Here is a 25,080-nt window from a genome sequence, read left to right on the forward strand (position 1 = left end):
GATGCATGCCAGCCCATCTACTCTCCGTGCCTGCGTTGGTTTGCGTGCGCCAAGCGCTATACTGCATTGCTAAATATGCCCCTTTACCTAAGCCTGCCTCACCACTGCAGCGGCACCCCCAGTTCCCGCGCTAGCGGCGCGGCGGCTGAGGCATACAGCAGTTGTAGTAGCTCATTGGCCGCGGGGGCCAGTTCCACAGCGTAGTCTTCATGGAGCTTGGCGGCTTGCTTAAGAGCGTCGTGGGTGCGGCGGGCCAAGTGCTGCAACAGGGGCTGGGTGGGGCCGTGCAAGCGGCTTACCGCCTCGGGCTGGTGGCGCAGTACGTTAAGCAGCAGCCGTAGCGTTAGCTCTACTTCACCAAAGGCGTCGCCCGTGATGCGGGTATGGTAGGCCAAGCGGGCCTGCAACTGGCGTACTACCACCAGCAGGTCGTTGGGGGTTTGGTGGTAGCCGCGCACCGGGTCATCTACCTGGGTACGTAAGCGTAAGCGCCGGTCTTCTAATGCATCTTCGCCTTCCAAAAGGCGGAAGCTAAGTTGCTCCATCAACACCGTGTCTTGGGCTACTAAACGGCTAAGAAGCTGATCTTTTTCTTTCTGGGGGAGGGCAAGAAGGGCTTTGCGAAGGTCGGGGGTAAGGGTAGGCATGGGGCAGAAGTTGTGCTGTAAGCTACAATAAGAAGCCTACACCCAGTTCCGCCGTAGGGCAGCTACCTCAAACTCCAAGCGCTGGTAGGGTATCGTGCTACAGCTTCTGTCACGATACTCTACCAGCGCCTGACGCTTATAAGACAGCTACTGAGGGCTAGCTAGCTGCGCTTCTTGTTTTTCTTGGTAGCCTCACTTGCCTTGGCGGCGTAGGCCACGCGGTAGATAACACCGTTGTCGTCGTCAGATACCAGCAACGAGCCGTCGGAGGCTTGCACAATACTGCAAGGCCGCCCAAATTCCGATTTGTCGTTTTCTACCAGCCAGCCGGTCACAAAGTCCTCAAACTGCTGAGCCTTGCCTTGCTCGTCGAAGTGTACACGTACAATCTTATAGCCCGAGGGCTGAGCCCGGTTCCAGGAGCCGTGCATGGTTACGAAGGCGTCGTTGCGGTACTGCTGCGGAAACTGTTGGCCCCGGTTGAAAACCATGCCCAGAGGCGCAGAGTGGGCTTTATATAGGAGTAGGGGCCGCACCGCTTTGGCGTCAAACTGCTCATAAGAGTCGCCCGACTTGGGCTTGTTAGCGGGGTAAGGCTTGCCATCGGCAATGATGGAAGGCCAGCCGTAGTGCCCTCCTTCTTTAATCTGGTTGAATTCTTCCTGCTGATCTTCGTCCCCCAGCCAATCAATACCGTGGTCGAGGCCGTAGAGCTGCTTCGTGGTAGGGTGCCAGTCGAACCCAATGGTGTTGCGCAAGCCCTGGGCATACACGCGGCGGCCCGAGCCATCGGTATTCACTTGCAAAAGGGTTGCATTCTCGGGGTTGTCTTCATCGCAGGCGTTGCACGTGCTACCGACTGATAGATAAAGCTTGCCGTCGGGCCCGAAACCCAGGGTGCGGTTAGCATGCTGGCCAGCGTCGGGAAGGTCGTTGTACAGCATCTTCAGCTCGCCCAGGGTGCCGTCGGGCCGCACGTCGGCTACGTATAGCTCCCGGATAGCCGCCATGTAAAGCTTGCCATCCTTTAGGGCTAGGCCATGCAGGTGGGGCTTCTGAGCTACTTGCTGCATTACTTCAGCCTTGCCGTCCTTATTGGCATCGCGCACCAAGGTCACAGTACCCTTCACCCGGTTAGAGACATATACGTCCCCATTGCTGGACACTGCCAGCATGCGGGGCATGTCGAGCCCCTCAGCGTATTTGCTGATGGTGAAGCCAACTGGTGCTTTAAGGCTAGCTATTCGCTCGGGCGTAGCGGGCAGTTTGTTGGGCAGGTAGATGTTGCCCGTCATGTGGAAAGGGGTAGCCGCAGGTGGCACGTTTTGGGCCGTGGCAGTGAGCCCAGCCACTAAAGCAGCAGCAAAGGGTAGAAGTAGTTTGGGAAACATTGCACAGGTGACTAGTTGTGCTTGGTTCAACTCTAATCCATTCATTGAGGTTGCGTTACTATCCGCTTCGTCCCGCCTGCTTGTGCCCTATAAGGTCGAGGCAAATTATTCTGGTACCTGTAGCTGCTAGGCGTGGTCGAGCTACGGGTATAAAACCTCTGTTGCCGGTTGCGGCGGCTCCCTAACGGGTAGCCATCCACAACCGGCAACAGAGGTTTTTGCTACTAGGGTAGGAAATACGTTACACGTTCTCCGTTTGCAGCAATGCAGGGAAGGTTCTCAGCAAAATGTTGATGTCCTTCTTAAAGGAGTAGTTAGTAGCATATTCCACGTCCAGTGCTTTGCGCTCTTCGGCCGACATATCGCCTTTGCCGCGCTTGCTTACCTGCCACAAACCCGTAATGCCGGCCGGTGCCAAGAAACGCGTCACAAACTCGTCGGTCGTTAGTTTTTCAGCCTCGTATACGGGCAGCGGGCGGTTGCCCACAAGCGACATATCTCCCATCAGCACATTGAAAAGCTGGGGTAGCTCGTCGATACTGGTGTTGCGGATAAACATGCCAATGCGCGTAATGCGGGGGTCGTTGGCAATTTTGATGAATGTAGCGCCTTCCTGAGCCTTTTTGCTGAGCTGATATTGCTTTTCGCAAATCAGGTTGCCGCTCTTGTCAATCAAACGGTCGGGGCAGGTGCCGGCAGCGGCCCCGCAGCAAGGGCATACATCGGCAGCGTGTAGGGCCTCCGAGGAAGTAGCTGCCGCCTGGTATTGGTTAAGGTCTTTGATAGAAGACAGCATCTGGTCGGCATCCTGACGCATGGAGCGAAACTTCCAGAATCGGAACTTACGGTAGCCGGTACCTATGCGGTAGGAGTAGTACAACACGGGGCCCTTGGACTCTAGCTTAATAAGTAAGGCCACTACCAAAAACAAAGGCAGCAAGGCTAGCAAGATGAGGCCAGAAACCACGATATCAAAAATGCGCTTGCTTACGGGCATCTTAAACCGCTGAATGCTCGGTTTAGTGGTCCGCTTCACTTTTTTGGCCCGACGGCGCATCAGTGGCCGCCAGTTGGGCAGCAAAGGCTGAGGGGTGTTCCCGGGAGTGTAAATAGTAGGGGCTGAAGCATTCATGACAAGGCGGATGTTAGTAGGTGTTGACCATCGGAAACCGGGAATTTTGGAAAGAAGGAGGTCAGGAATGGTGGGGTATTGAAAGCAGAGCGAGAAAACAGAACAGGTTGCAACGGCAAGAGCATAGGCTCAGTAAGAGTCAGCAGAGTAGCTTAGGCTACGTGGTGGGGAGTTGGCAACAAAAGCAGTGCCGACATACGCAGTTAGGGTGAAATAGGTGTTATCAAATATTTATTTGTGTTATTTTGTTCAGAAAAAAGTCTTTTTTCCGCGCAAACACACACAAAGACCTCAGACAGCTAGTACAGCTATCCGAGAGCGGTGGGATATGGGAGAGGTAGGACGGCCGCCACCATACGAATTGGACCGCGTAGCATCAACTAGCGGACCCAAAGTGGCGTGCTACTACATACTAGTGGGATAGATGAGTAGCAAGTAAAATTTACGTAATCAGGCAGTTAGATGGGAGGATGCCTGCGGGATAGGTAAGCGGAGCGAGAACTAGGTCGGCTTCTGGGTTTAACGTGCGGCAACTCATGTTACGGGAGTTACGATACCATGGCGCTTGTCTCTGTTGTCAGCGGGTAATACGACTGTGTGGAACTGATGTTACAATTCGGTGTAAAAATATCCTTTAATTCAGTGTTTTGAAAGCCACGGTAGACGAAAGATAATATTATAAACTATATATATACTTTAGTTAACAAAATAATCAAATGCCAGTAATATAGTGATATGCAATAACTTGTCTGAACGCTATGAGAGCAGGTTCAGTAGATAAATGCGCTGTATTACCATATAAAATTATTTTCTTCCTATTTCGGGAATAGATGAATTTGAGGCCAAAACGCTCTAGTGAGGGCATGAACCTAGCCTTGGAGCTGGCGGGTGAAAGCTCCTGCCGTACGCTCGGTGATGGCGCTCAACATATTCAACAAAGAGCTGTGCAGGTTAGCATCAGTGGGTGAGCGTAAGCTCTTTTCTAGCTGCTTAAGGCACTGAGTTGCTTCCTCCATCTGTAAGCTACCATACGTTGATTTCAGACTGTGCGTCAGCAGGGCCGCCGCCTTGGAATTGGCTTGGCTTAGTGCTTCCCGAAGCTGCTGCAACTGGGCCGGTACAGTATCCACAAACAACTGCTGCATCTTCCGAATAAACTCTGCGTCGTGCGCTAAGCGACCGAGCTGTGAAAAGTTGTAAGCCGGGGCCGTGGTTGGGGTAGGAGCGGGAGTAGCGGAAGGCGCCGTACGGCCAGAATGCGTAGCCACCAGCCGATACAAATCGGCCTCGTGGTAGGGCTTGGTAAGATAGGCAGTGAAGCCCTGCTGGGGGTAGCTCTCCACTTCTTCCCGCATTGCGTTGGCTGTGAGGGCTATGATGGGCGCGTGGCGGTTGGGGTTGGGCGTATTACGTAGGTAGGCCACCGCCTCAATGCCCGTGAGGCGCGGCATCTGGATGTCCATCAAAATCAGGTCGTAGGGCTTGGTGCTGGCTAACTCCAGGGCTTCCTCGCCGTCGTGGGCTACGTCCACCACTACATCCCAGGAGTGAAGCATAGAGGTTGCCAGCAGCTTGTTTACGGAGTTGTCTTCAGCTAGCAGCACGTGCAGGCCCGGCAGCAAGCCTGGCTCCAGCATTGGCACAGCCGATAGCAAGGAGGCCTCATCAGTAACGGGGTAGGTCAGCGTGAAGTGAAAGCAGCTCCCTTCGCCGGGCCGGCTTTCCAACCAAATGCGGCCGCCCTGTAACTCAAGCAGGCTTTTGCAGATAGACAAACCCAGCCCCGTACCTCCATAAACCCGGGAGGTACTGCTGGTAGCCTGGCGGAAGGCCCGGAAAATCTTCTCCGACTGCTCGAAGCTAATGCCAATGCCCGTGTCCGTCACGCTGAAGGTAAGCTGTACCAGGGGCTCATCTGGCTCTTGGTACGCCTCCACGGCAACTTCTACCTGCCCCGTATTGGTAAATTTAATAGCATTAGTCACCAGGTTCAGAAGTACTTGCCGCAGCCGGAAAGGGTCGCCGAGCACGGGCGGAATAGCCGAATCGGGAAAACGAGTACGCAGGGAGAGGCCTTTTTCCCGCGCCAGTACTTCCAGCGACCGAGCCGTGTCCCGTACGGTAGTAGTCACGTCGAAGGGTAATACTTCAAAGTCGATTTTCCCCAACTCAATCTTCGTAAAGTCGAGGATGTCGTTGATGACTGACAGCAAATTTTCGGCCGTGGAGATAATAATATCCAGCTGCTCTTGCTGAGGGTCAGGTAAATAGCCCTTACGCATAAGGCGCGACAAGCCCAGAATCCCATTCATAGGCGTCCGAATCTCATGGCTCATGTTGGCAAGGAAGGCCTGCTGGTTTTTAGCTGCTTCTTCCGCTGCGGTGCAGGCTTGCTGCGCCCGCCGGACCTCAAGGGCTTGCATGGCCTGCTGGGCCAGAAGCTGCAGGAAGATCTGCTGAGGCCCCGTTAGGTGGCGTGGCCTGCTATCAAATACGCACAGGGCGCCAATGGCATGCCCATTGGGCGTCACGATAGGGTAGCCCGCGTAGAAGCGCACTTTGGGCCGCTGCTCTACCAGCGGGTTGTGCCGAAACAGAGGGTGAACCGTGGCATCTTCCACCATGAAAAGGCCATCCATCTGAATAGTTTGCCCACAGAAGGAAGCCGCCCGGTGCAGCTCCGGTAGGAGCACGCCCGTTTTAGCTTTGACCCACTGCCGGTTTTCGTCGATGAAGCTAAGGCAGGCTGATGGAACCCCGCACAGCTCGGCTGCTTGGCGTACTATATCATCAAAGGCTGGCTCGGTATCGGAGTCCAGAATGCCGTACGCCAGGAGTTCGGCTAAGCGTTCCTGCTCCCGTTCGTGGGACTTGTACGAGGGCAACCGGAAGGATGAAAACGTGGCCGGAGTGCGGGTGAGGGTGCTGGTTTCCATGGAAGACGCAGTTATTCGGTGGTCGCGTAAGTGCACAGTATGTACCTGGGCGCCTAATAGTGTCTGCGGGTGGGACTGCGGAAGGTGCGGAACAGGAATACTACGCTATAATCTTTTAATAGTCAAGTATTGTTATATATATAACTAATAGTTAATGAGGTACTTGGTTGTTCTGTCCTGTTGAGTTTAGGAGGTACAGCGTAGTACGGATGCCCGCGGCCTCAACAACCGTGCGCAAATTCTATTTGTGGTACGCTTGGCTAAAACTATTCTTAAAGTAATAACGGGTATAAGATAGCAACTATAATGTTTTAATTAATATTGGTTACTTTATATAATTATGGTGTATAGGATGCGTGCAATAGCTAATGTGTTCAGCATTAGGAGTATAAAGAATAATATATTTTTTAGTAACCTACTTGGTAGTTGACTACAAACTGGGGCCTTGAAGCTGAAGTACAGCGCGGACACTACAGTTGCTGAGAAAAGGAATCTTGAGTAAAAATGCGCCGCCGGCAACGACAAAGGCCAAAGCCACGTCTCTACCGGGGCAACGTTACTTCTGATGTCATACAAGTACCCAACCTACTGCCCTTGTTAGGGCTGTTCCCTTGGTCCGCTCTGGGCCAAAACCTCACCAACCCCAGCCCCGATACCACCCGCGCCGTGGCTCTACCCGAGGCCACCGTAACGGGCTACGGCCAGCAACTGCCGCTACGTCGGACGGCGGCGGCCGTGGGCGTTATCGACGCGAGTATCTTTGCGCGGTTTCCACAGAATGCTCTTACGCAAGCAGTCAACACACTGCCTGGGGTGCGGCTAGAGGAGCGCGCCACGGCTAGCTACCGCCTTAGTGTGCGCGGTAGCACGCTACGCTCGCCTTTTGGTGTGCGCAACGTAAAAGTGTACTACCAAGGCATTCCTTTCACGGATGCAAGCGGTAGCACGGCCCTCAACTTGCTTGATCCTGCGCAGCTAGGTCGGCTAGAAGTGCTGAAGGGACCAGCGGCCAGTGTATACGGGGCCGGTACTGGTGGGGCAGTGCTGTTACAGAACTACCGTCCTGTTCCGGGGCAGGCCAGTGCCAGCATGGCCTTCACTGCGGGAAGCTACGGATTGCGCCGCACCTCAGTAGTAGCCGACGTGGCAACGGCCACCGGCTACCTCCGGGCTCAGTACGCCCGTCAAACGCTCGACGGCTACCGTCAGCAGAGTGCCCTGCGCCGGGACGTGCTGGCCCTGGACGGAGAGTTTCAGCCTACCGCTAACCAAACGCTGGCGTTGCACGGCTTGTACTCCGATATAAATTACCAACTGCCTGGGGGCCTCACACGATCCCAGTACGAAGCCAACCCGCGGCAGGCGCGCCCAGGTACGGCCACCAGCCCCGGTACTGTAGCACAGCGGGCGTACTACGCCTCTCGCACCCTGCTGTTGGGCGGTACGCACGAGGTGCGCTTTACCCCTCGCCTAAGCACGCACACTACCTTATATGGTACGGGTAGCGTGATTCGGACTCCGTATTTGGTGGACTTCGAGCGTAACACCCGTTTGGAAGGCGGCGGACGTACCGCTCTGCGCTACCGCACCAGCTTGGCCAGTCGCACCTTGCGCTTGCAGGCAGGGGCCGAGGCTCAAACGGGATTTACCAGTGGCCGCAGCTATCAGAATGTAGGCGGCAACCCGGGAGCATTGCGCTACGACGACGAAATTCGTGCTACCACGGGCTTTCTGTTTGCGCAAGCTGATTATGAGTTGCCAGCTGGCTTTCTGCTGACAGCGGGAGCTAGCTACAACCGGCTACGCTACCGCATTGCTCGCCTCTCCGACGCCAACAGGCGCCCTCAGGACTACGAACTGGCGCGTGATTTTCGGCCAGAAGTGTCGCCACGGGTAGCGCTGCTGAAAGAACTGACGCCGCAGGTGTCGGTGTACGGAAGCGTAAGTACAGGCTTCTCGCCGCCCACTACCGAAGAAATTCGGCCTTCGGATGGAAGCCTAAACCGCGACCTGCAAGCTGAGCGGGGCACTAACTACGAGGTGGGCGCACGCGGAACCTTGTGGCAAGAGCGTCTTCGCTTTGATATTGCCGCGTATAACTTCCGTCTTCGGCAAACCATTACTACCTATACTACCGACCAAGGAACTAGCCTATTCCGTAATGCTGGCGGCACGCGGCAGCGCGGCTTAGAGGCAGCCCTGAGCGGGTGGCTCTGGCGTCCCGAGGCAGTAACCCCGGTAAGCACTACCAACATCCCAGTAGTGGGCGCTGGCCTGCGGGCGTGGGCTAGCTACAGCTACAATCATTATCGGTTTGCTGACTACCAGAGTGGGGGCCAGGACTACAGCGGCAACCGGCTGACGGGTACGGCTCCGCATACTCTCACAGCGGGACTGGATTTTAGTGAGCACCTTGGCTTCTACTTAAATCCCACGGTGAACCATCAGGCACGCCTACCACTCAACGATGCCAATACCGAATACGCCGCCGGCTACTGGACCTTTGGGAGCCGGGCGGGCTGGCGCCGCACGTTCGGTAGTGGCCTGGTGGTTGATCTTTTCAGTGGGGTAGAAAATGTTCTTGACAGGCAATACAGCCTCGGCAACGACTTAAACGCCTTTGGTGGGCGGTATTTTCAGCCGGCACCTGGGCGCAACTGGTATAGCGGAGCCCAAGTACGCTGGGCCTGGTAGAAAACTAGGCGTAAGGGTAGTAGGATGCCCTGCTACCCTCACGCCTAGTTGTGCTACGTCAGAAGACTAATCCAATGCTGGGAGCAGTACTACGGGAACATGCCCGTGCAATACTACCTGCGACGTCACGCTACGGTTGAATAGCTGCCCCAGAAAGCTGCGTCGGCGCGCAATTAGCAGAAGCATATCGGCCTGGGTTTCGCTGACGCCCTGGAGAATACCCTGAGGAATTTGGCGGCACCGGACGCCGTGAGTATGCACTGAAGGTAATTCCCCAAGCAGGCCGCTATCCAGCACGGCTTGGTGGGCCTGGGGGCATTCATCGTTTTCCTCGGGCTCTACCACGTGCACAAGCGTCACGGTGGGCTTCAGAGTGTGAAGCAAGTCGCGGATGGGTTCTGTTTGCGGCTTCAGCGAAAAGCCATTGTTGTCGGCCGCAATGGTGATGCGGCGGGGCGGCACCGTCGCCGTAGAGTTGATGGGAATGATAAGTAGGGGCGTTCGGGTAGCCCGCAGAATGGTAAGCGACGTGCTGCTAACCAACTCATCGGGGGTTGTTTCGGTGTCGGGCTTGCCCAGCACAAGCAAGGCCGGCTGGTGGCGCTGGGCCGCATCGGCCACAGCCGCTGATACGCCATCTACCGTCGATTCTACCTGCACGGGTACGGCTAGGCCGCGGGTGCGCTCTTCCAGCGCGGCGGCTACCTCTCCTTCACTCAGGTGTTGGATATGACCAGTGAAAGCGTCGCGGTCTAGGAGTGACTCCCGGCGGATGTGCAGCAGAATTAAAGATGCACCTAAGGGGGCTGCCAAGGCGGCTGCGTAGTGGAGGGCCTGATCAGCTGCGGGGGTGAAGTCAGTCAGGACAAGTAAGGAAGTAGACATAAGCACAAGGGGTGGTGTAAGCGAAGTCTGCTGCCAGTATACGCGAATTTCCGCGTTGCGCTACGCATCTGCGTCCAAAAGCTGCATTCTCAAGCAACACACAGCCCTTGCTCAGTGGTAGCAATCGGGTACGCAAGCTCATAGCAGGTGTGAGTACACTAGCATTCGTAGCCTTCAGCACATGCACACTTTCGCCTAGCGGAGAGCTAGCGCATAAAAAAGGCGCCCTGGTTTGCAGGGCGCCTTTTTGCAGAGCTAAAACCGCTTAGCGGTTATTGTCATCAATGGGGTTGTTGAAGCCAGGGCTCAGAAGCTCGTCCGTTTGGCTGCTAGAGTCTGGGTCCGGGCCCGTGGTAGAGCTGTCGGTAGGAATGCCTACGGTTTCGTCTTCCAAGCGGGCAGAAGTATCTAGGGTACCTTCTTCGTCGCGCTGGTAGCCATAGAGCTCCTCGCGGTGCTTGCGTTGCTCCTCAGTTAAGTTAGCACCCGATTTGGGGTCGAGGGCAGCGGCGGGATCTTGCTGTTCGTTAGCCATAAGTAGTGGTCGTCAGGGGGAGGTGTGGGGCGAAAATTATTTGCCCGAGCCGGGAATGCCACGGCCATCATCGGGGCGTAGGGCGCTGAACTCATCGGGGTTGTCGTTGTTGCCCACGTTCGAGTTGCGCTCGTCTTCCTGGCTTTCTCCGTGTCGCCGGGGTTGGGGTCGCGGTGGCCGCTGCCGTAGCGGGGGTCGTCTTTGGCCCAGCCTTCGCGCTGGTCATCGTATTCGGCGCTGGATGCTTCGCGCACAGCAGCAGGGTCCAGGTTTTGGGGCATGCTACCGCGCTGCTCAGGGAAGCTCACAGAGGGAGCAACGCTGCCGCCGTTGGTTACGCTAGCGCCTGACTGGTCGGTGGAGCCGGTTTGGTTAGTTACTTGCTGCGTACCGGCCGCGTGGCCGAAGTCGCCGTACCGAGGCGTGCCAGTGCCGGGGTTAGCCTGCGGGGCGTACGCATCACGGTTTTGCGTGTTGGGCGCGTTTTGGTCGTCAGATGTATTGCGGGGGTCCGAAGCAGGATTATGTTCAGTCATGGCTAGGAAAGATGAAGGTGGATGGTGGGATAGGGAGAAAAAAGCCAGCTTCTGGCCGGCCTCCCGCTTTCATACGTAAACGCCCTCGAAAAAGCTACCCCAGCTTTCTAAACTACGGTCGTGATACGGCTTATTTCTCCTTCAAACCATTTTGCGCTATGGCGGCTACCGTTCAACATCACCCCCAGGATCAGGAATTTACCATTCAGGAAAAAGGCTTTGGTGGCGAGTTGGCTTATAGCCAACCTACCGATGAGCTTATTGATTTTACCCACACTTTTGTGGATGAAGAGCTGCGTGGGCAAGGTATAGCCGAGAAGCTAGCCGAAGCAGGCCTGACGTATGCCCGCGAAAAAGGCTTGCAGGTGCGCACCAGCTGCGAGTTTATGGAGGGCTATGTGCAGCGGCACCCCGAGTATCAAGACCTCCTCGCTCCCGGCGCCTAAGCCCAACAAGCTGCCTCGCGGGGTACCACCTCCCCGCGCACAAAGCGCCCCGGCTCTGCACAGAACCGGGGCGCTTTGTGTGTACTAGCAAGAAATTGCAAGTGCTTAGTGCTGCACTGCTACCCGGCTAGTGTAGCGAGTACCATCTACGGTTACGCGCACCGAGTACAGCCCAGTGGCTACGTTCTGCACGGCTACCGTCGCCGGGTCGTTGGCGCCCAGCGTGCGGGTAGTGGTAAAGACTTCTTGGCCGAGCGCATTGTAGAGGCTGATGATGGCGGTGTGGCGGCCGCGCAGTTCGGGCAGTCGTATTTGCACGTTGCCGCTGGCTGGGTTAGGGTACACTTCGATACCCATGTTCAGGGGTGCCGTCTGGGTAGTGCTAGTAGCTACGCAGCCACTTGAGTGCCGGCCCACATTGGTGTACACATCGGCGCCCAGGGCTTGCCAATCGGCGGCAGCTAGGCTCCAGCGCTTCTGGCCGCCGCTTACGGTAGCTTTGCGCACCAGTGTGTTGTTGACGGTGGTACCTCCCGTTACGGTCCAGCCGCTGTTGGGCTGCTGCCCTACCACGCCAATCACATCCAGCGTGTCGGTACCGTCAAACAGGATAATGGCGTCGTCGCCGTTAAAGAAATTCACCGACGATTGCAGGTCGGTTTGAGCCTGAACGACCGTAGAGGTCACGCCCGTGTTGGCTACCACGTACACGTCGCCGGGGGCAATGGTGCCGGTGAGGGCTTGGGTGGAAGTAGGCGTAGTTGCGCCGTTGGGGTAGAGGCGAATTTCCAATCCATCGAGGCTGATGGGCGCCGGCGACGGGTTGTACAGTTCCAGCACCTTGGTGTTGCCCGTGGAGCCTTCGATGTACTCCGAGAAGAATACCGTAGTGCAGGGCGGGCCGGCGGGTGCCAGGTCGTCGTTGGTAATTGTTAGCACGTGGGAGGCCAGCGTACCTAGCACCGCGCCACCAGTAGTGGGAGTGCCCAGCACTAGGCGCACGGTTTCGTTGGGTTCAATCTGCGTGTCGCCTACTACCGTTAGGGTCACAGGGAAGGTCTGGGAGGCTTGGCCCGCTGCAAACGTGAGCGAGGTAGTCGTAAGGGTGTAATCGGTAGCAGTAGTAGCGGTGGCGCCCGTCGTGCTTACCGTTACTGGAATGGTAACCGCCGTGCTAGGGGCTAGGCCGCTAAGCGTTACGTTGACAGTATAGGTGCTGGTGCCCGTGTTTCCCTCGGCAATAGTGCCCGTAGCGGCCGCAAACTGAATGGTAGGAGCTGGGCCATCATCGTTGGTAATAGTCAGCGTGTGCGCGGGTGTGGCGCCAAGGGCCCCGCCCGCGCTTACGTTCTGCAGGCGCAAAACCACCGTTTCGTCGGCCTCCGGGGTAGCGTCGACCGTTACGGTTAGCGTGATGGTCTGGGAGGTTTGGCCCGCCGCAAACGTGAGCGTTTGGGGTGAAGTGAAGGTGAAGTCCGTAGCGGCGGTAGCCGTAGAGCTAGCGGCATCTAAAGCTACTTCTACAGTCAGGGGCGCGGTAGCAGCTTCCGACAGTGAGATAGTGGCCATGTACGTTGTGGTGCCTGTATTTCCTTCCGCTACACTAGCCGTAGCGGTTGCAAAGGAGAAGGCGGGTAGCGTTTGAAAGCCCCAGGCACGGCCTACAAGTTCGGGGTAGGCAATGTAGGGGTTGAAGTTGCCCTGGCTTTTGGCAGCGCGGCGGTTTCGTTCCCGTTCCCGCGCATCCACCGGGTCGGCCAGGTGCCACTGGTACAGCGTGTTCAAATCAGCCAGCGCCGTGATGGAGCCCTTCCCAGGATCAAACGTCTGATTCTGGTGCATGGTGTAAAAGTAAAACGCCGCCCGGGCCAGGTTGCCCTTGTGGTCTTCGCGGGGCTCAAACTGGGTGTTGGTGTCCTCGCTGTATTCGTTGATGTTGGCGGTAGGAATGGTGGTTTGGCTCTGGGTATTGCGCATCCAGAGCTGCGTTTGGGCATCTGGAATATCGGCGAAGGGGTCGGAGCCCCGGTTTGAGTTCCACGTTTCGTAGGTCGGAAACAGGTGGTGAATGTCGGAACGCATGCGCACTACCTCATTAAACCACGACTGGGGAATGGTATGCTCACAGTTGATGTCGTTCACCACGCTGGGGCTAGTGTTGGTGGAGTCCAGGGGTGTATTCTCGGTGTAGCCAGAATATACGCACACCACGCGGCCGTTCTGGTTGTCAACAAAGTTGTACATCCGGCCGCGGGCCTCGCTATAGCTCAGTTCCATGCGCTTGTTATCATACCAGTTCTCGCGCAGCCAATCTTTCAGCTGCTGGCCCTGCAAGCTAGTTGGTGGGGCAGCGGGCATTGTTTGTGCGGTAGTAGCTACGTTATGTAGCCCCAGCGCCGCAGCTAACATCCAAGAGAAGAAGTTTTTCATGCAAATAGGTTGGAAGGCAGAAAAAGTTGAAATGTAAAGTTGGGAAATGTTTCGGGCTTACTAGGCAACGCACATTCCGCCGTACCAGCCCTGAGCTGCACTCCAGCCTATGCTTACGGCACCAAACACCAAAAAGGTCAGCCCCCGCAGGAACTGACCTTTTTGATAATCAAGTCTTAACAAAAGCTGCCGCGTGGCAGCAGGAAGCTTATTTGGCTGGCATCAGCACCGTGTCGATAACGTGGGTTACGCCGTTGCTTGATACTACGTCGACAATGGATACGTTTGCCATGCCGCCTTTCGCGTCGTGTAGCATCACTGAGTTGCCCTTGCGGTGTACCATCAGGGTTTCGCCTTCCACGGTGGTCAGGGTCTGGCCGTCTTTGAGGTCAGCAGCCATGAGGCGGCCGGGTACTACGTGTAGGTAAGCACGGTGGTCAGCTTCTGCTTGTTCTCGGGCATTACCAGCATGTCTACAGTGCCGGCGGGCAGCTTGTTGAAGGCCGCGTTGGTAGGCGCAAATACCGTGAAGGGACCCGCACTTTTCATGGTTTCTACCAGGCCAGCGGCTTTCACAGCGGCTACCAGCGTGGTGTGGTCCGAAGAGTTTACGGCGTTGTCGACGATATCTTTATCGGGCGTCATCATTGCGCCACCTACCATCACGCCCGACATCGACATGTCTTTCATGTCGGAACCTTTGCGGGGCTTGGTGGTAGCTTTCAGCTTGGCGCCATCCTTTGATTCGCCTTTCACTTTCACCTTGCCGTCTTTGGCCACCTTGGTTTTGGTGGTCACGCCGTTTTCGGTGGTTTTGGTTTTTTCGTCGTCTGATTTCGACTTCATTGTGCCCTGCGCCAGAGCAGAGGAAGCAGAGCCGGCCGATAATAAGAACGAGAGGGCAAGAGTGGAGAGCAAGTACTTTTTCATGATGTGGAGAGAGATGGGGTGGAGCCAACCCGTTTGTGGGTCGGCGAGCTATGTACGCACAAGCTCGTCATTAGGATTTACCAACCCCAAGACAGCAAAAGTACGGCAGCACATCCTGCGCGGTTTCTTACCCCCGATGGGCGCTGACGCACTCTGCCAAGCGGCTACACGCTACCCCGGTAGCCGCACCACAAACTCACTGTATTCGCCCTCAGTACTTTCCACGGTGAGGGTGCCTCCGTGGCCCTTGGTTACAATATCGTAGCTTAGGGAAAGGCCCAGGCCCGTACCCTCACCCGGTGGTTTGGTTGTGAAGAATGGGTGGAAGATTCGCTCCCGCATGGCAGCCGGAATGCCCGTGCCGTTGTCGTGCACGCGGAGCTGCACTTCCCCGTCGGTGCGGCGCGTGCTCACGGCAATGGCCGGGTGGTAGGTGCCCGCCGGTGCCAGTTCAGCCTTCTGCCGCACCGCGTAGAGGGAGTTGGTGAACAGGTTGAGCAGCACCCGGCCCATATCCTCGGGTACTACCTCCACCAAGCTCACATTCGGGTCGAAGTCGGTAGCCAAGATGGCGTTGAAGTTTTTGTGCGTAGCGCGCAGCCCGTGGTAAGCCAGGCGCAGGTATTCGTCGGCCAGGGCATTGAGGTCAGTGGGCTGGCGGCCACCAGTGCTGGTGCGGGAGTGGTGCAGCATGGACCGCACAATGCCCCCGGCGCGGTCGGCGTGCTGGCGTACTTTGGCCTGGCTCTGGGCAAGGTCGTCGAGAAGCTGTTGTACTACTACCTGCCCGCCAGGAGAGAGGGTTTCCGTGGTCAGAGCCTCGCGTAGCTCCTGCACCATCTCCTGACCTACTTCCGAAAAGTTGGCCACGAAATTGAGCGGGTTCTGAATTTCATGGGCAATGCCGGCGGTAAGCGCCCCCAGGCTCGCCATTTTCTCTTGTTGTACCAGCTGGGCCTGGGTAGTGCGCAAGTGGTGCAGGGATTGAGCCAGAGAGTCGTTTTGACGCGTGAGCAAGGTTTCCTGCTGCAAGTTTTCGCTGCGGAAATAGTAGACCACCAGAAACAGCGTCAGGAAGCACAGCGCCACGTTGATGTTGTAGAAGTAGATGCTACCCGGCGCGTAGAGCGAAAACGTCACCACCGTCATGGCATAGCGCACGGCAAAGTAGGCGGCTACGTTCACCAAAAACAGAAAGGCCAGCTTCCAGAACGTACGGAAGAACAGCATGCCCACAATGCTGTTGGTAATCAGGAAGTACTCTACACCGTTGTAGCGCCTAACCACCGCCGTTAGCGCGCAAATTACCGTTACGCTCAAGACGTTGTAGTAGGCGGCCGCATCGTAGCGGTGGTAGTAGGCCAGCAGCAAGGGCGGCAGGTGCAGCACAAACCCCGCCAGGCAAATGCGAAATGTAAGCCAGTCGGGTGATTGTATGTACACTAGCACGTAGCCGCCGTAAATGCCAAGCGTAATCCAGCAGATGCCATTCAGCAGGTGAATGCGCTTAAGCTGCCACACGGTAAGCCCCGGTTGCGCCCCCAGGTTAATAGCCCACCACCACCAGGTGGCGGCTCCACGGCGCAGCCGGGCCAGCAGAGGCCAAGGCGCGATGGGTGGAGCGGAGTCAGGCGGGGCATAAGCAGGGCAGATATACGTAGTACCCACACGCCTTATCCGGCGGTGAGTACCGACGCAGGGAGCATCCCCAAACCATGGCTGGAGGTATGGGGAAAGGCTAATATATTAATAATAATTCATATTTTATACTAGTATAGTTATAATTATGGTGCTCTAAAAACGCTTAAAAGCCGTAGGTTCCTCAGTTCGTGCGGAAGCTAGTATGGAAGAATAGACTTGTCTTAGTACTCGTGTAGAAAATGCTGGCCTAGGCCGGGTGCGGGTGAGTAAGGGACTTCATTTTTTCGTTTTGCTGGCGCAGGCGCTGACAAAGCACGCGCAGAATGTTGTGCAGCACCTCATCACACTCTTCCATTACATCATAGAAATCCTCCTGATCTAGCCGAAATGCCACCACGGGGCCTTGGGCTATAGCCGTTGCCGAGCGAGGCTCGGCATCTAGCAAGGCCAGCTCACCAAAGAAGTCGCCCTCGCGAAATACAGCCAGCTGGTGCTCCCCGTTGAAGATGCGCACTTCCCCTTCATATATAATAAAAAGGGACGTACCAGGTCTCCCTTGGCAAACACCTGCTGCCCTTGCATGAAAGCCACTTCCTGCATGATGGGGGTAATGCTACTTAGTACGTTCTCGGGCGTTTGGGCAAAGAGGGAGGTATGCTTGAGCAGCAGGATACGCTCTACGGCTGGCACGCGAGGAGCGGGCGGCTCGGGGCCGCCGCCGGCCGCCGGCAGCGGGTGCAAGCTAAGCCAGTGCGCATACACGGCTGGGTAGCGTGCCGGTAGTAGGGCCAACACATCCTCGGCGCTTTCCCGCACTAGCTGGTTGGGGGCCTGCAAATACGCGTGCAAAAGGGCTACGGTGGCGGGCGAGGGCTGCCACTGGCGCAGGGCTACGCTGATGGTCCAGGGGGCAAAGACCTCGTCGCCGCGCGCCAGAATGGTAGCCACAATGGATTCGGGTGGCAAGGGGCCTAGCAGCTGGTCAAAGGTTTGCACCTTCTTGGAAAGCCGGCCTACATCTACCAGCGCCTGTAATCCCTGGTACAAGGGGCGGGGAATGAGGTTGTCGAGAATTTCGAGGGCGTTGGCCTGGCGTTCTTGGCCAGCGCGGGCAATGCTGCGCTGGGCATCGAGGATGGGCTGCCGGTCGTAGAGCTGTAGTAGCAACCCAAACAGGCGCTGCTGCACCTTGGTTAGCTCGTATTTCAGGCAAGAGCGCAACTCTACGTTGGCCCCAAGCATGCCATGGAGTAGCTGCTGGGCCAGGCGCATTTCCTTTTGCATGAGGTGCTGAAAGAGGGGCGCTTCGGTAGCTACAGCCTCAAAGCGACTGAGGGCATGCAGAGCAGCTGCCCGCCGGGTAAGGTTGGCGTGCTGAGCCAAGCCCACCAATACGCGGCGGCTGGCCGGAATGCCCAAGCGGGCGCATACCACGGCTAGTCGCCGCAGCAAGGGGTAGTCGGTGTAGTGCTGCAAGGCGGTTTCCAAAACGGGCAGCACGGCGCCTCCCATGTCTACTAGCGTATCGGCGGCCAGCTTGCGCACGGCCTTCTCATCCAGCAGAGCAATAAATAGGTTGACGACTTCGCGGGTGGGCGTCTCGGCAGCGGCGCGGCTGGCGGCTTTTAGCAAGCGAGGCTCCAAGCTGTGCACGCAAGCGCGCAGCAGGGTCACTTGTCCGGCAGGGGCTAGGTAGGCTAGTAGCCCCAACGCTGCTAGGCGCTGCTCTAGCTCGGCGGAGGCTGCCAGCTCCTGCAAGCTGGCGTGGGCCGCCGCGTGAGCGACATTGGCTGTTAAGCAGGCCCGAATGGCGGCTTGGCGCACTGCCAGATCGGGGTGTTGCAGGGCCGTGTTAGAGTCGAGTGGCTGGTCCACAAGAACGGCCTCGGCGTCGGGCAGGTCCATTCCAGCCGCTGATTCATCTACTTCTTCCCGAACCTCCAGGGCCTCGGCGGTAGTAAGAATGGGGGCGGGGCCCGCAAACCGGTGGCTGAGCACGGTTTTCAGCTCGGCAAGGTAGTAGCGGTGCACGCGGCCCAGCAACAGCACAACCCCCAGGAGTAGCATGCCCATCCAACCGAAAAGTACTCCCTGGTGCAGGGTAGGGAAGTGGTAAAGGACCGCTAGCAGCAAGCCCGTGAGGCCCATGCCCAAGGGTTCGTACACTCCTTTCACTAGGGTATGACCTCGCAGGCGCGCGACCGGGGCCAGGGGCTGAAACAGCACCAAAAATACCGGCTCAAACACCGCTCGGCGCAGCACTTCCAGCCCCAGGTATAAAGCACAAAAATAGACTAGGCGCCCCGCCGGCCCCACATCTAGCAGGGGTAGCGCCCCAAACAAGGCCACGCCGGCCAGGGCCGTGAGGGGTAGTAGCAGGAGGGTGCGCGGTAGGCCCAGCCGGTCGAGCCCCTGGCGCGTGAGTAGGAGCTTGCCTAGCAGAGCGGCCAAGTAAGTAAGAGCCAGCACTCCCCCCACGTATTGCAGAACGGTGTTCTGATCCTGCAACTTCTGCTTTACGTGCACCAGAAAGGAGAATTCTACGCCCGTTGCCACCGCCGTAATTGCTAGCCCGCTCAACCCCATGCACGCCACCAAGGGCATGCTGCCGAGTACCCCACGAAATACAGGGGCTGACTCCGGGGCCGCAGGGCGTACGGGCGCCGGCCGCACTTCCACCACGTGCGATTGAAACACGAGGCGCTGGGTACCCAGCGCCGCCACGTACGCCCCAAAAGCAACGAGCAGTAGAAATAGCAGGTCTAGTTGAGCGTGCACAAAGATAGCCAGCACCGCTCCCAAGGCCTTAGCGGGCATATCACCCGAACTGATAACGCTGAACAGCCGTCGGCCCTGGCGTACGTTGAACACTACCGCCGATAAGCCCCAGAACTCCAGGTTTGTGAGCAGATAAATGACTCGGTAGCCCGCCATGAGCACTACCGCCGCCGTTACGGAATGGCCGAGTAGTAGCAAAGTGCCCAACAGCCCCGTAAAGCACACAACTACGCCCAACGTGCGGGTAGCCAAGGTGCGCAGGGGCCACCGGTGCTCGGCATAGGTGTAAAGCTGGCCTACCCCTAGCATGGCTAAGGCCCCCATTCCATAGCCTAGAGGAAGACTACGCGCCGGGTTATGTTCCAGCAGAATAACGTTGGCTACCACGTACACAAGGATGGTACCGATGCCGAGCAGAAAGTTGTGCAGGAAAAACAACCACACCGTTTTCACCTCACGCGAGCGGACGCCCAGAAAGTGCTGCCAAGTTTCCATGATAGGTACCGTTGAATAAAGCCAGGAATGCACCCACCGTAGTGGACAGGGCCGTTGCCCTGGGAGGGTCTAGTGCAGGGGGCGCTTTTTCACCAAGCCGCCGCGCGTGTCGCTCACGCACTGCATCACAATGAAGGCGTGGGGGTCAATTTTGCGAATCTCGTCGGTGAGGTGAATAACCTCTAGCCGCGTTACTACCGTGAAAATGGCCTCTATCCGTAGGTGCTGGTGCCCATGCGAGCCAAACCCTCGGGTGCACTCGTACACCGTAGCGCCGCGGCGCATCTTATCGGTGATGAGCTGGCGAATGGCTTCGCTGTGCGTTGAAATAATAGTGAGCCCCGTGTATTCCTCAATGCCCGCAATAACAAAGTCGACGGTTTTGGCCGCCGATAAATACGCCAGAATGGAGTACAGGGCCGTCTCCACCGACAAAAGCCAGGCCGCTACCCCAAAGATGACGATGTTGATAATCAGAATGATGTCGCCAATAGAGCCGGGTAGCTTCTTGCTGATATAGACCGCCAAGATTTCGGTGCCGTCGAGCACGCCGCCACCGCGCATAGCTAAGCCTACCCCAGCCCCCAGGAAAAAACCGCCAAATACTGCAATGAGTAGCTTGTCCTGGGTAAGGGAAGGAAACGAAACCACGAGTAGCACCCCCGCCAAGGTAAGAATAGTGAGCAGGGTCTTGAGCGCGAATGCCCTACCAATCTGGAAGTACCCTAGAATGATGAAGGGGATATTAATAAGTACAATCAGCACTGAAAGCGAAACACCCGTTACCTGACTTACAAGTAGGGAAATGCCCGTTACGCCACCATCAATAAAGCCATTGGGTAGTAAAAAGGCCTTGAGCCCCAGCGCGGCGCAAAAGACGCCTACTAGCAGCATGGCTCCATGCACAAGCACGTGCCTGAACCACTGGAAGGATAGCCGGTAGAACAGCCCGTAGTCGCCGGGGTGAGGTAAGGGCACGCCTACGGCCGGGTTAGCCGCCTGCCGCGCTACCCGTCGGGTGCGGAAACGCTCAGGAATGAGTTGCTCTATCATAAGCCAACTACCGGTAAGAATACGGGTGACTGCCTAGGCCAGCAATCCTACGTTCATCATCCACACGCACGGCCGGCAGGGGTACTATCTGCCAGCAACCAAGTCCTCACGCCGTATCGAGGGCGCTGTAAGCAAAACCGCAACAAGAAATGCAGCATTACGCAGAAAGTGCGGGGCACTGTTCCTGTACTTTCTGTTCGCTCCCAGTAAAAATAAGGAATTAACTAGATTTTATATAATAATAAATAGAATAAATTGTGGCGCATCCCACAAACTTCTTGTTCTTTTTGCAGAGCATCTTCTCCCATGTTGGAGCGAACTAGCGCGGCAAACGCAGGATAAACTCCGTGTAGCCCGCTTCTTGCGTATTGATAGCCAGCAGACCTCTGTGTCCTTTCGTGATGATATCGTAGCTCAACGATAGGCCCAGGCCAGTGCCTTCGCCGGCGGGCTTGGTAGTGAAGAATGGCTGGAATATTTTCTGCTCGATGCCCGCTGGTATCCCCGTGCCATTATCGCGCACTTTTAACACGGCCCAGGCTCCTTCCACCATAGTACAAACGGCTACTTGGGGCTCGTACCCTAGGTTCGGCTCTGCCAGTTGGCGTTGCTGCACGGCGTAGAACGCATTAGTAAATAAGTTGAGCAGCACCCGGCCTACTTCCTGCGGCACGAGTTCTATGAGGCCCAATCCTACGTCAAACTGCGTGATGAGGGTGGCCGTGAAAGCTTTGTTTTTAGCGCGCGCACTCTGGTAGGCCAGTTGCAAATACTCTTCAGCCAAGGCGTTTAAATTGGCGGGCACCCGCTCGCCGGTGCTGGTGCGGCTGTGCTCTAACATACCCCGCACAATGGCGGCGGCGCGCTGCCCGTGCTGCGTAATGCGCAGTAGGTTCTGTTTCAAGTCGTCCACGAGTTCCAGCTCTACCGCCGAGCGGTTTGCTGGGAGCTGCTGTTCGGTTTCCAACTCGTGCAGTAGCTCAGTGGATACCTCTGCAAAGTTGTTCACAAAGTTCAGAGGGTTCTGAATCTCGTGCGCAATGCCTGCCGTGAGTTCGCCTAGGCTAGCCATTTTCTCCCGTTGCACCAGCTGCGTTTGGGTAGTGCGCAACTCCTGTAAAGCCTGTTCCAGGCTGTTGCGCTGCGCTACTACTTCTGCCGTGCGCTGCGCCACCTGCTGCTCCAAGAGTTCATTCTGCTGGGCTAGGAGTAGCTGCTTCTCGCGCTCCTGCTGCATGCGTCGGTGGTGTTCCCGCACCAGAATTGCTACAATGCCCAGAGCCAGCACCAACAGGATAGGACCCACAAAGAGCAGCGGTAGTAAATCGGCGGGCATGGGGGCTGCTGGGTTTCTTGGGCGAAGGAGCGAGCAGCATTGGCTATGAATGGACGGGCGCTTCCAGTGCCATAGAGCAATGCCCGTTGCTTACGCGTGGTATCAGGCGGCCGTGTTTTACTTTCAGCTGCGACAACCGCCGCCCAAGCAGACGGTAGGAGCGAGGTGCCCAGCTGCTGTAGTGTAGCCAGGTGGGCAAGGCACGCAGAGGAGAGGCGTTGAGTTGAAAAAAACAGAACATCCACGCAAATAAAGCCATTTGCACGGCCATCAAAAAGGTGTCGGGGCTGCTGAAAAGCGTGTCCAAGCGCTTGCCAGTTGCCATATCGTAGCCTGCATGGTAGATGATATTGACCGCCACGTAGCTCACCACCGAGCACGAGCAATACACAATAACACCCACGCTGAGAAAAAACGAAGGCTGGCTTTCCAGGGCCCGGTCGGTAGCATTTTGGGTTAGCGTGACAATGTGCAGGATAGCCAGCAAAATCAATAGCGCGCACCCAAACGTCTGGGAGTAGGTGTTCACGTCCGTAAACAAGCCGTTCAGGGCACTAGCATCCAGCACAGCGACCCCCAGAAAGAGTGCTACTGCCACCTGAACAGGCCTTTGCCAACGCTTCGGCAACAACTGGCCGTATGTATAGGCCAGCAGCACCACCAATAGCACCGTGGCCAAATGGAAAAGATAGATGTCGTTGCGAAACACCGTCCGGCTCACAATAGCCAACGCATACAAGAACACTTTGGCGCCCACGTAGTAATACACTGGCCGGAAGACAGACGGAATATGTTCTCTCCGCACCCAGGCGCAAGCAAAAGGAAGGATAGGCGCTGCTTCCAAAGCGCGGTTGAGCATGTGCAGTCCGGCGCAGGAGTCCATGAGCAAGGGCCGTAATGGCAAATGATTGGTGAGACGCCTTAAGAAGAATAGGGGCTGCGCGGATTGGAGTCACAATTGTTCGGGCACCTGCTGTCCGTACTACCAATTGCATAGTCTGCCAACTGGAAGCGTTTGGCGCGGTATACCTGATCGAAGTTCCTGCTGTCTACCCCAACAACTACCAGGTTTACTTCTTCTTCTTTGGGGATACCCGCTTTCTTGTCGAGCCCGAAATAGACTCGGAAGCCTACTACCTCTCCATTCTGGCAAATGGCATCAGTAATGGCTTTATCGATGAAAAAACCACGTGGGTACCATTTTGCAGTTTTATCGTCAGCCTCCACCTGCTTATCACGGAACTCCCTGAAAGATCGAACCCACTCGATGGGCTCTTTTTTCTCTTGCGGGGTTCTGTAGATTCTGCCTTGTTGATCCTTGGGTAGCTTTGGGTTATGGCCATGTGCAGAAAAGCGTTGACGCATAAGCAGCCAGCTAGCCGCAAAGCCTGTTAGAATACCCGCTGCAAATACTGGGAGGCGTGTTTCCATAATCAGGAACGCAAGTGAATATTGATTATCAGGCCCATAGCCTTACGCACGTAACGGCATCTCTCTTCACACCCTTTCTAGCGCACTCGTTAATATTACTCAAAATTATCAGTATAGTAAAATGAATTATTAGAAAAATTATCTAACGAATTTGCAACAATAGGTTTCTCGCAGTGCTAGAAAGTGAAAAAGCCCTTACCAGCTGGTAAAGGCTTTTCAGCATTTTGCAGTAATACACTAGTTGCCTAATAGGCTATGCAACCTTGTGCAAGGGCCGTATAGCACGAGCAACTGGCACCTGTCTGTGTAGGTAAGTGAACATGCGCTTTTTCGAATGCCGTGTCAAGCCATAGATCCACCAAGCTACTGCTACTACTAGCCACCCACTGTAGGTAATGGCTTTTGTAACTGCTTGGAATAAATAGGCTCGCGGAGCAGGGGTCGCATTTACCTCTCCTATCTGGTAGGTCTTAAATAGGGAACGGATTCTACTAGCTTCCATTCGGTGCGCATACGCGTGCTGCAGTAGAGATGTATCAGCTACTAATGCACTGATGGAAGGTCTCCCAACTTGGTTTAAAAGCAAGAAATCTGGCTCGAAGTCCGTATCAAAGTAATGCCATGCGTCATTATAATACACTTCTAAGGCGTAGTGTCCACCTTGTTTCGGCTCATAAAATCCTACTTTACGCACTCTATATGCTCGCTGCCGAAGGGCCGCCATAAACACGATAGACTGTTGACTACAACCGGCATTAGGGTATTGAAGAATATCGTTTGGGATGACAATAGCATGCCAATCTGTATGTAAGTAGTTGGCAATCAAACCTGCGAGCCGGTTGTGAGCATCCCCGAAGTAAGAAAACCCATGATAAAACCGCTGGCGTAATAGCCAACTAAGTAAGCTAGGGTAAGGTACAGCAGGGTGTCGGCGTTGCATACTATCCGCGCAAACTAGCAACTGGTCTACTGATGTGATGTACCTTAACTGCGGGCTATATGCCTCATGTACAGCACTAGCAGCGGGCTGATAAGCCACTTGCAGTGGTGAGGGCTGTTTAGTAATAGACAACTCTCCATTCAGCAACCAAATACTGCCTAGCAGCATGAGGAGAAACAGGGCATGTACAGCATACACATAGAACAGCTTTCTATAAGCACTCCGTAGTAAAGGAATAAGTAGCATCCTTGATTTATCAAAACTAAACAGCACGAATCAGCAGGTAACACACTAAACGTATAGATGTTACCATTAGTATTAAAAAAAATGTGTAGAAATAATTCTATTGTTCAGCTTGCCGCATATTTCAGCATCCCTATCAAAATCTTTACCATACTTGTTCTGCACAAATTCAAGCACCCCCACTAGTTGGTGGTCGCCAGAGGCTGTTTGCGTGCTGGAGAAGCCTACAATATCTTTATCAAAATAGGGTATTGCCTTCGGGAGAAGGTGTTGCAGCTTACCTCTAACTAGTCAGAGCTGCACATTTAAGCGAAAGGAAGTAGAAGACTATGTAGGTGCTTAAGGAAGTAAAGCCACCGCGCTATAATCATAATCTTGTGCGCAGGGTTGTATACTAGTTGTATCGCAGCAAAATCAGCGTGCTTTATGTGAGTGCAGGCGTAGCACCCGGCACACTTAGGAGCGGAGCAAACATCTTACCGCATACCAACTTGCTAATTAGTCTTAGTAACAGGGAGGGAAGTAGGACTAAAAGCAAATGCAAAAATCTCCTCGATTTACCACCTAGAAAATAAAAAGCCCTCTAATGTATCACTAAAGG

At 55.7% G+C, this 25,080-nt stretch carries 17 protein-coding genes and 1 pseudogene; 2 read left to right on the forward strand and 16 right to left on the reverse strand.

The window, feature by feature from the left end; genetic code table 11:
* Window positions 1-98: 98 nt before the first annotated feature.
* The 4 genes from VI25_RS00905 to VI25_RS00920 form a co-directional block, all read right to left on the reverse strand.
* Complete coding sequence (locus VI25_RS00905) at window positions 99-647, reverse strand: hypothetical protein (RefSeq protein WP_045687763.1); 549 nt, start codon at window positions 645-647, stop codon at window positions 99-101.
* A 161-nt stretch (window positions 648-808) separates the two neighbouring features.
* Window positions 809-1,999 (reverse strand): PQQ-dependent sugar dehydrogenase, encoded by a 1,191-nt coding sequence (locus tag VI25_RS00910; protein ID WP_045687788.1) that lies wholly within the window; start codon window positions 1,997-1,999, stop codon window positions 809-811.
* A gap of 280 nt (window positions 2,000-2,279) precedes the next feature.
* Window positions 2,280-3,170 (reverse strand): sugar transferase, encoded by an 891-nt coding sequence (locus VI25_RS00915; protein ID WP_052695064.1) that lies wholly within the window; start codon window positions 3,168-3,170, stop codon window positions 2,280-2,282.
* Window positions 3,171-4,039: 869 nt separating this feature from the next.
* On the reverse strand, window positions 4,040-6,106 hold the full coding sequence (locus VI25_RS00920) for a GAF domain-containing hybrid sensor histidine kinase/response regulator (RefSeq protein WP_045687762.1): 2,067 nt from the start codon (window positions 6,104-6,106) through the stop codon (window positions 4,040-4,042).
* 594 nt (window positions 6,107-6,700) lie between these two features.
* On the opposite strand from VI25_RS00920, the gene VI25_RS00925 reads away from it, so the two are divergent.
* Entirely contained in the window at window positions 6,701-8,800 is a 2,100-nt protein-coding gene (locus VI25_RS00925) for a TonB-dependent receptor family protein (RefSeq protein ID WP_052695063.1), read from the forward strand.
* Window positions 8,801-8,866: 66 nt separating this feature from the next.
* Here VI25_RS00925 and VI25_RS00930 read toward each other — a convergent pair whose 3' ends face one another.
* The 3 genes from VI25_RS00930 to VI25_RS24535 all read right to left on the reverse strand — a co-directional run bounded on the left by VI25_RS00930 (window position 8,867) and on the right by VI25_RS24535 (window position 10,756).
* Window positions 8,867-9,685 carry a universal stress protein gene (locus VI25_RS00930; RefSeq protein ID WP_045687761.1) on the reverse strand — a complete coding sequence of 273 codons (819 nt, stop codon included), beginning with the start codon at window positions 9,683-9,685 and terminating at the stop codon, window positions 8,867-8,869.
* 265 nt (window positions 9,686-9,950) lie between these two features.
* A complete protein-coding gene (locus tag VI25_RS00935; protein WP_045687760.1) occupies window positions 9,951-10,220 on the reverse strand; it encodes a hypothetical protein in 270 nt (89 codons plus the stop codon).
* Window positions 10,160-10,756: a hypothetical protein gene (locus VI25_RS24535; RefSeq protein ID WP_045687759.1), complete on the reverse strand. Its 597-nt coding sequence runs from the start codon at window positions 10,754-10,756 to the stop codon at window positions 10,160-10,162. Before VI25_RS24535 ends, VI25_RS00935 begins: the two co-directional genes overlap by 61 nt.
* Window positions 10,757-10,914: 158 nt before the next feature.
* Between VI25_RS24535 and VI25_RS24975 the strand changes: the two genes are divergently transcribed.
* Window positions 10,915-11,202, forward strand: a complete 288-nt coding sequence (locus tag VI25_RS24975) for a GNAT family N-acetyltransferase (protein WP_045687758.1) — start codon at window positions 10,915-10,917, stop codon at window positions 11,200-11,202.
* Between the two features lie 105 nt (window positions 11,203-11,307).
* On the opposite strand, the gene VI25_RS00950 is transcribed toward VI25_RS24975, so the two are convergent.
* From VI25_RS00950 to VI25_RS00990, 9 genes and pseudogenes are all read right to left on the reverse strand, one after another.
* Window positions 11,308-13,632: an endonuclease gene (locus VI25_RS00950; protein ID WP_045687757.1), complete on the reverse strand. Its 2,325-nt coding sequence runs from the start codon at window positions 13,630-13,632 to the stop codon at window positions 11,308-11,310.
* Between the two features lie 208 nt (window positions 13,633-13,840).
* Window positions 13,841-14,322, reverse strand: a pseudogene (locus VI25_RS00955) (fasciclin domain-containing protein).
* Between the two features lie 411 nt (window positions 14,323-14,733).
* Window positions 14,734-16,230, reverse strand: a complete 1,497-nt coding sequence (locus tag VI25_RS00960) for a sensor histidine kinase (protein WP_055562172.1) — start codon at window positions 16,228-16,230, stop codon at window positions 14,734-14,736.
* A 220-nt stretch (window positions 16,231-16,450) separates the two neighbouring features.
* Window positions 16,451-16,717 carry a Crp/Fnr family transcriptional regulator gene (locus tag VI25_RS00965; RefSeq protein ID WP_072144724.1) on the reverse strand — a complete coding sequence of 89 codons (267 nt, stop codon included), beginning with the start codon at window positions 16,715-16,717 and terminating at the stop codon, window positions 16,451-16,453.
* Window positions 16,642-19,476 (reverse strand): HEAT repeat domain-containing protein, encoded by a 2,835-nt coding sequence (locus tag VI25_RS00970; protein ID WP_055562174.1) that lies wholly within the window; start codon window positions 19,474-19,476, stop codon window positions 16,642-16,644. The genes VI25_RS00965 and VI25_RS00970 overlap by 76 nt, the downstream gene beginning before the upstream one ends.
* A 69-nt stretch (window positions 19,477-19,545) precedes the next feature.
* Window positions 19,546-20,529 carry a YitT family protein gene (locus tag VI25_RS00975; protein WP_082455341.1) on the reverse strand — a complete coding sequence of 328 codons (984 nt, stop codon included), beginning with the start codon at window positions 20,527-20,529 and terminating at the stop codon, window positions 19,546-19,548.
* A gap of 319 nt (window positions 20,530-20,848) precedes the next feature.
* Window positions 20,849-21,865, reverse strand: coding sequence for a sensor histidine kinase (locus VI25_RS00980; protein ID WP_052695059.1), 1,017 nt, complete (start codon window positions 21,863-21,865; stop codon window positions 20,849-20,851).
* A gap of 43 nt (window positions 21,866-21,908) precedes the next feature.
* Complete coding sequence (locus tag VI25_RS00985; protein ID WP_055562175.1) at window positions 21,909-22,748, reverse strand: hypothetical protein; 840 nt, start codon at window positions 22,746-22,748, stop codon at window positions 21,909-21,911.
* Between the two features lie 38 nt (window positions 22,749-22,786).
* Window positions 22,787-23,230 carry a hypothetical protein gene (locus tag VI25_RS00990; protein ID WP_045687755.1) on the reverse strand — a complete coding sequence of 148 codons (444 nt, stop codon included), beginning with the start codon at window positions 23,228-23,230 and terminating at the stop codon, window positions 22,787-22,789.
* Between the last annotated feature and the right edge of the window lie 1,850 nt (window positions 23,231-25,080).

The organism is Hymenobacter sp. AT01-02 (assembly GCF_000961955.2).
Classification (GTDB): Bacteria; Bacteroidota; Bacteroidia; order Cytophagales; family Hymenobacteraceae; genus Hymenobacter; species Hymenobacter mucosus.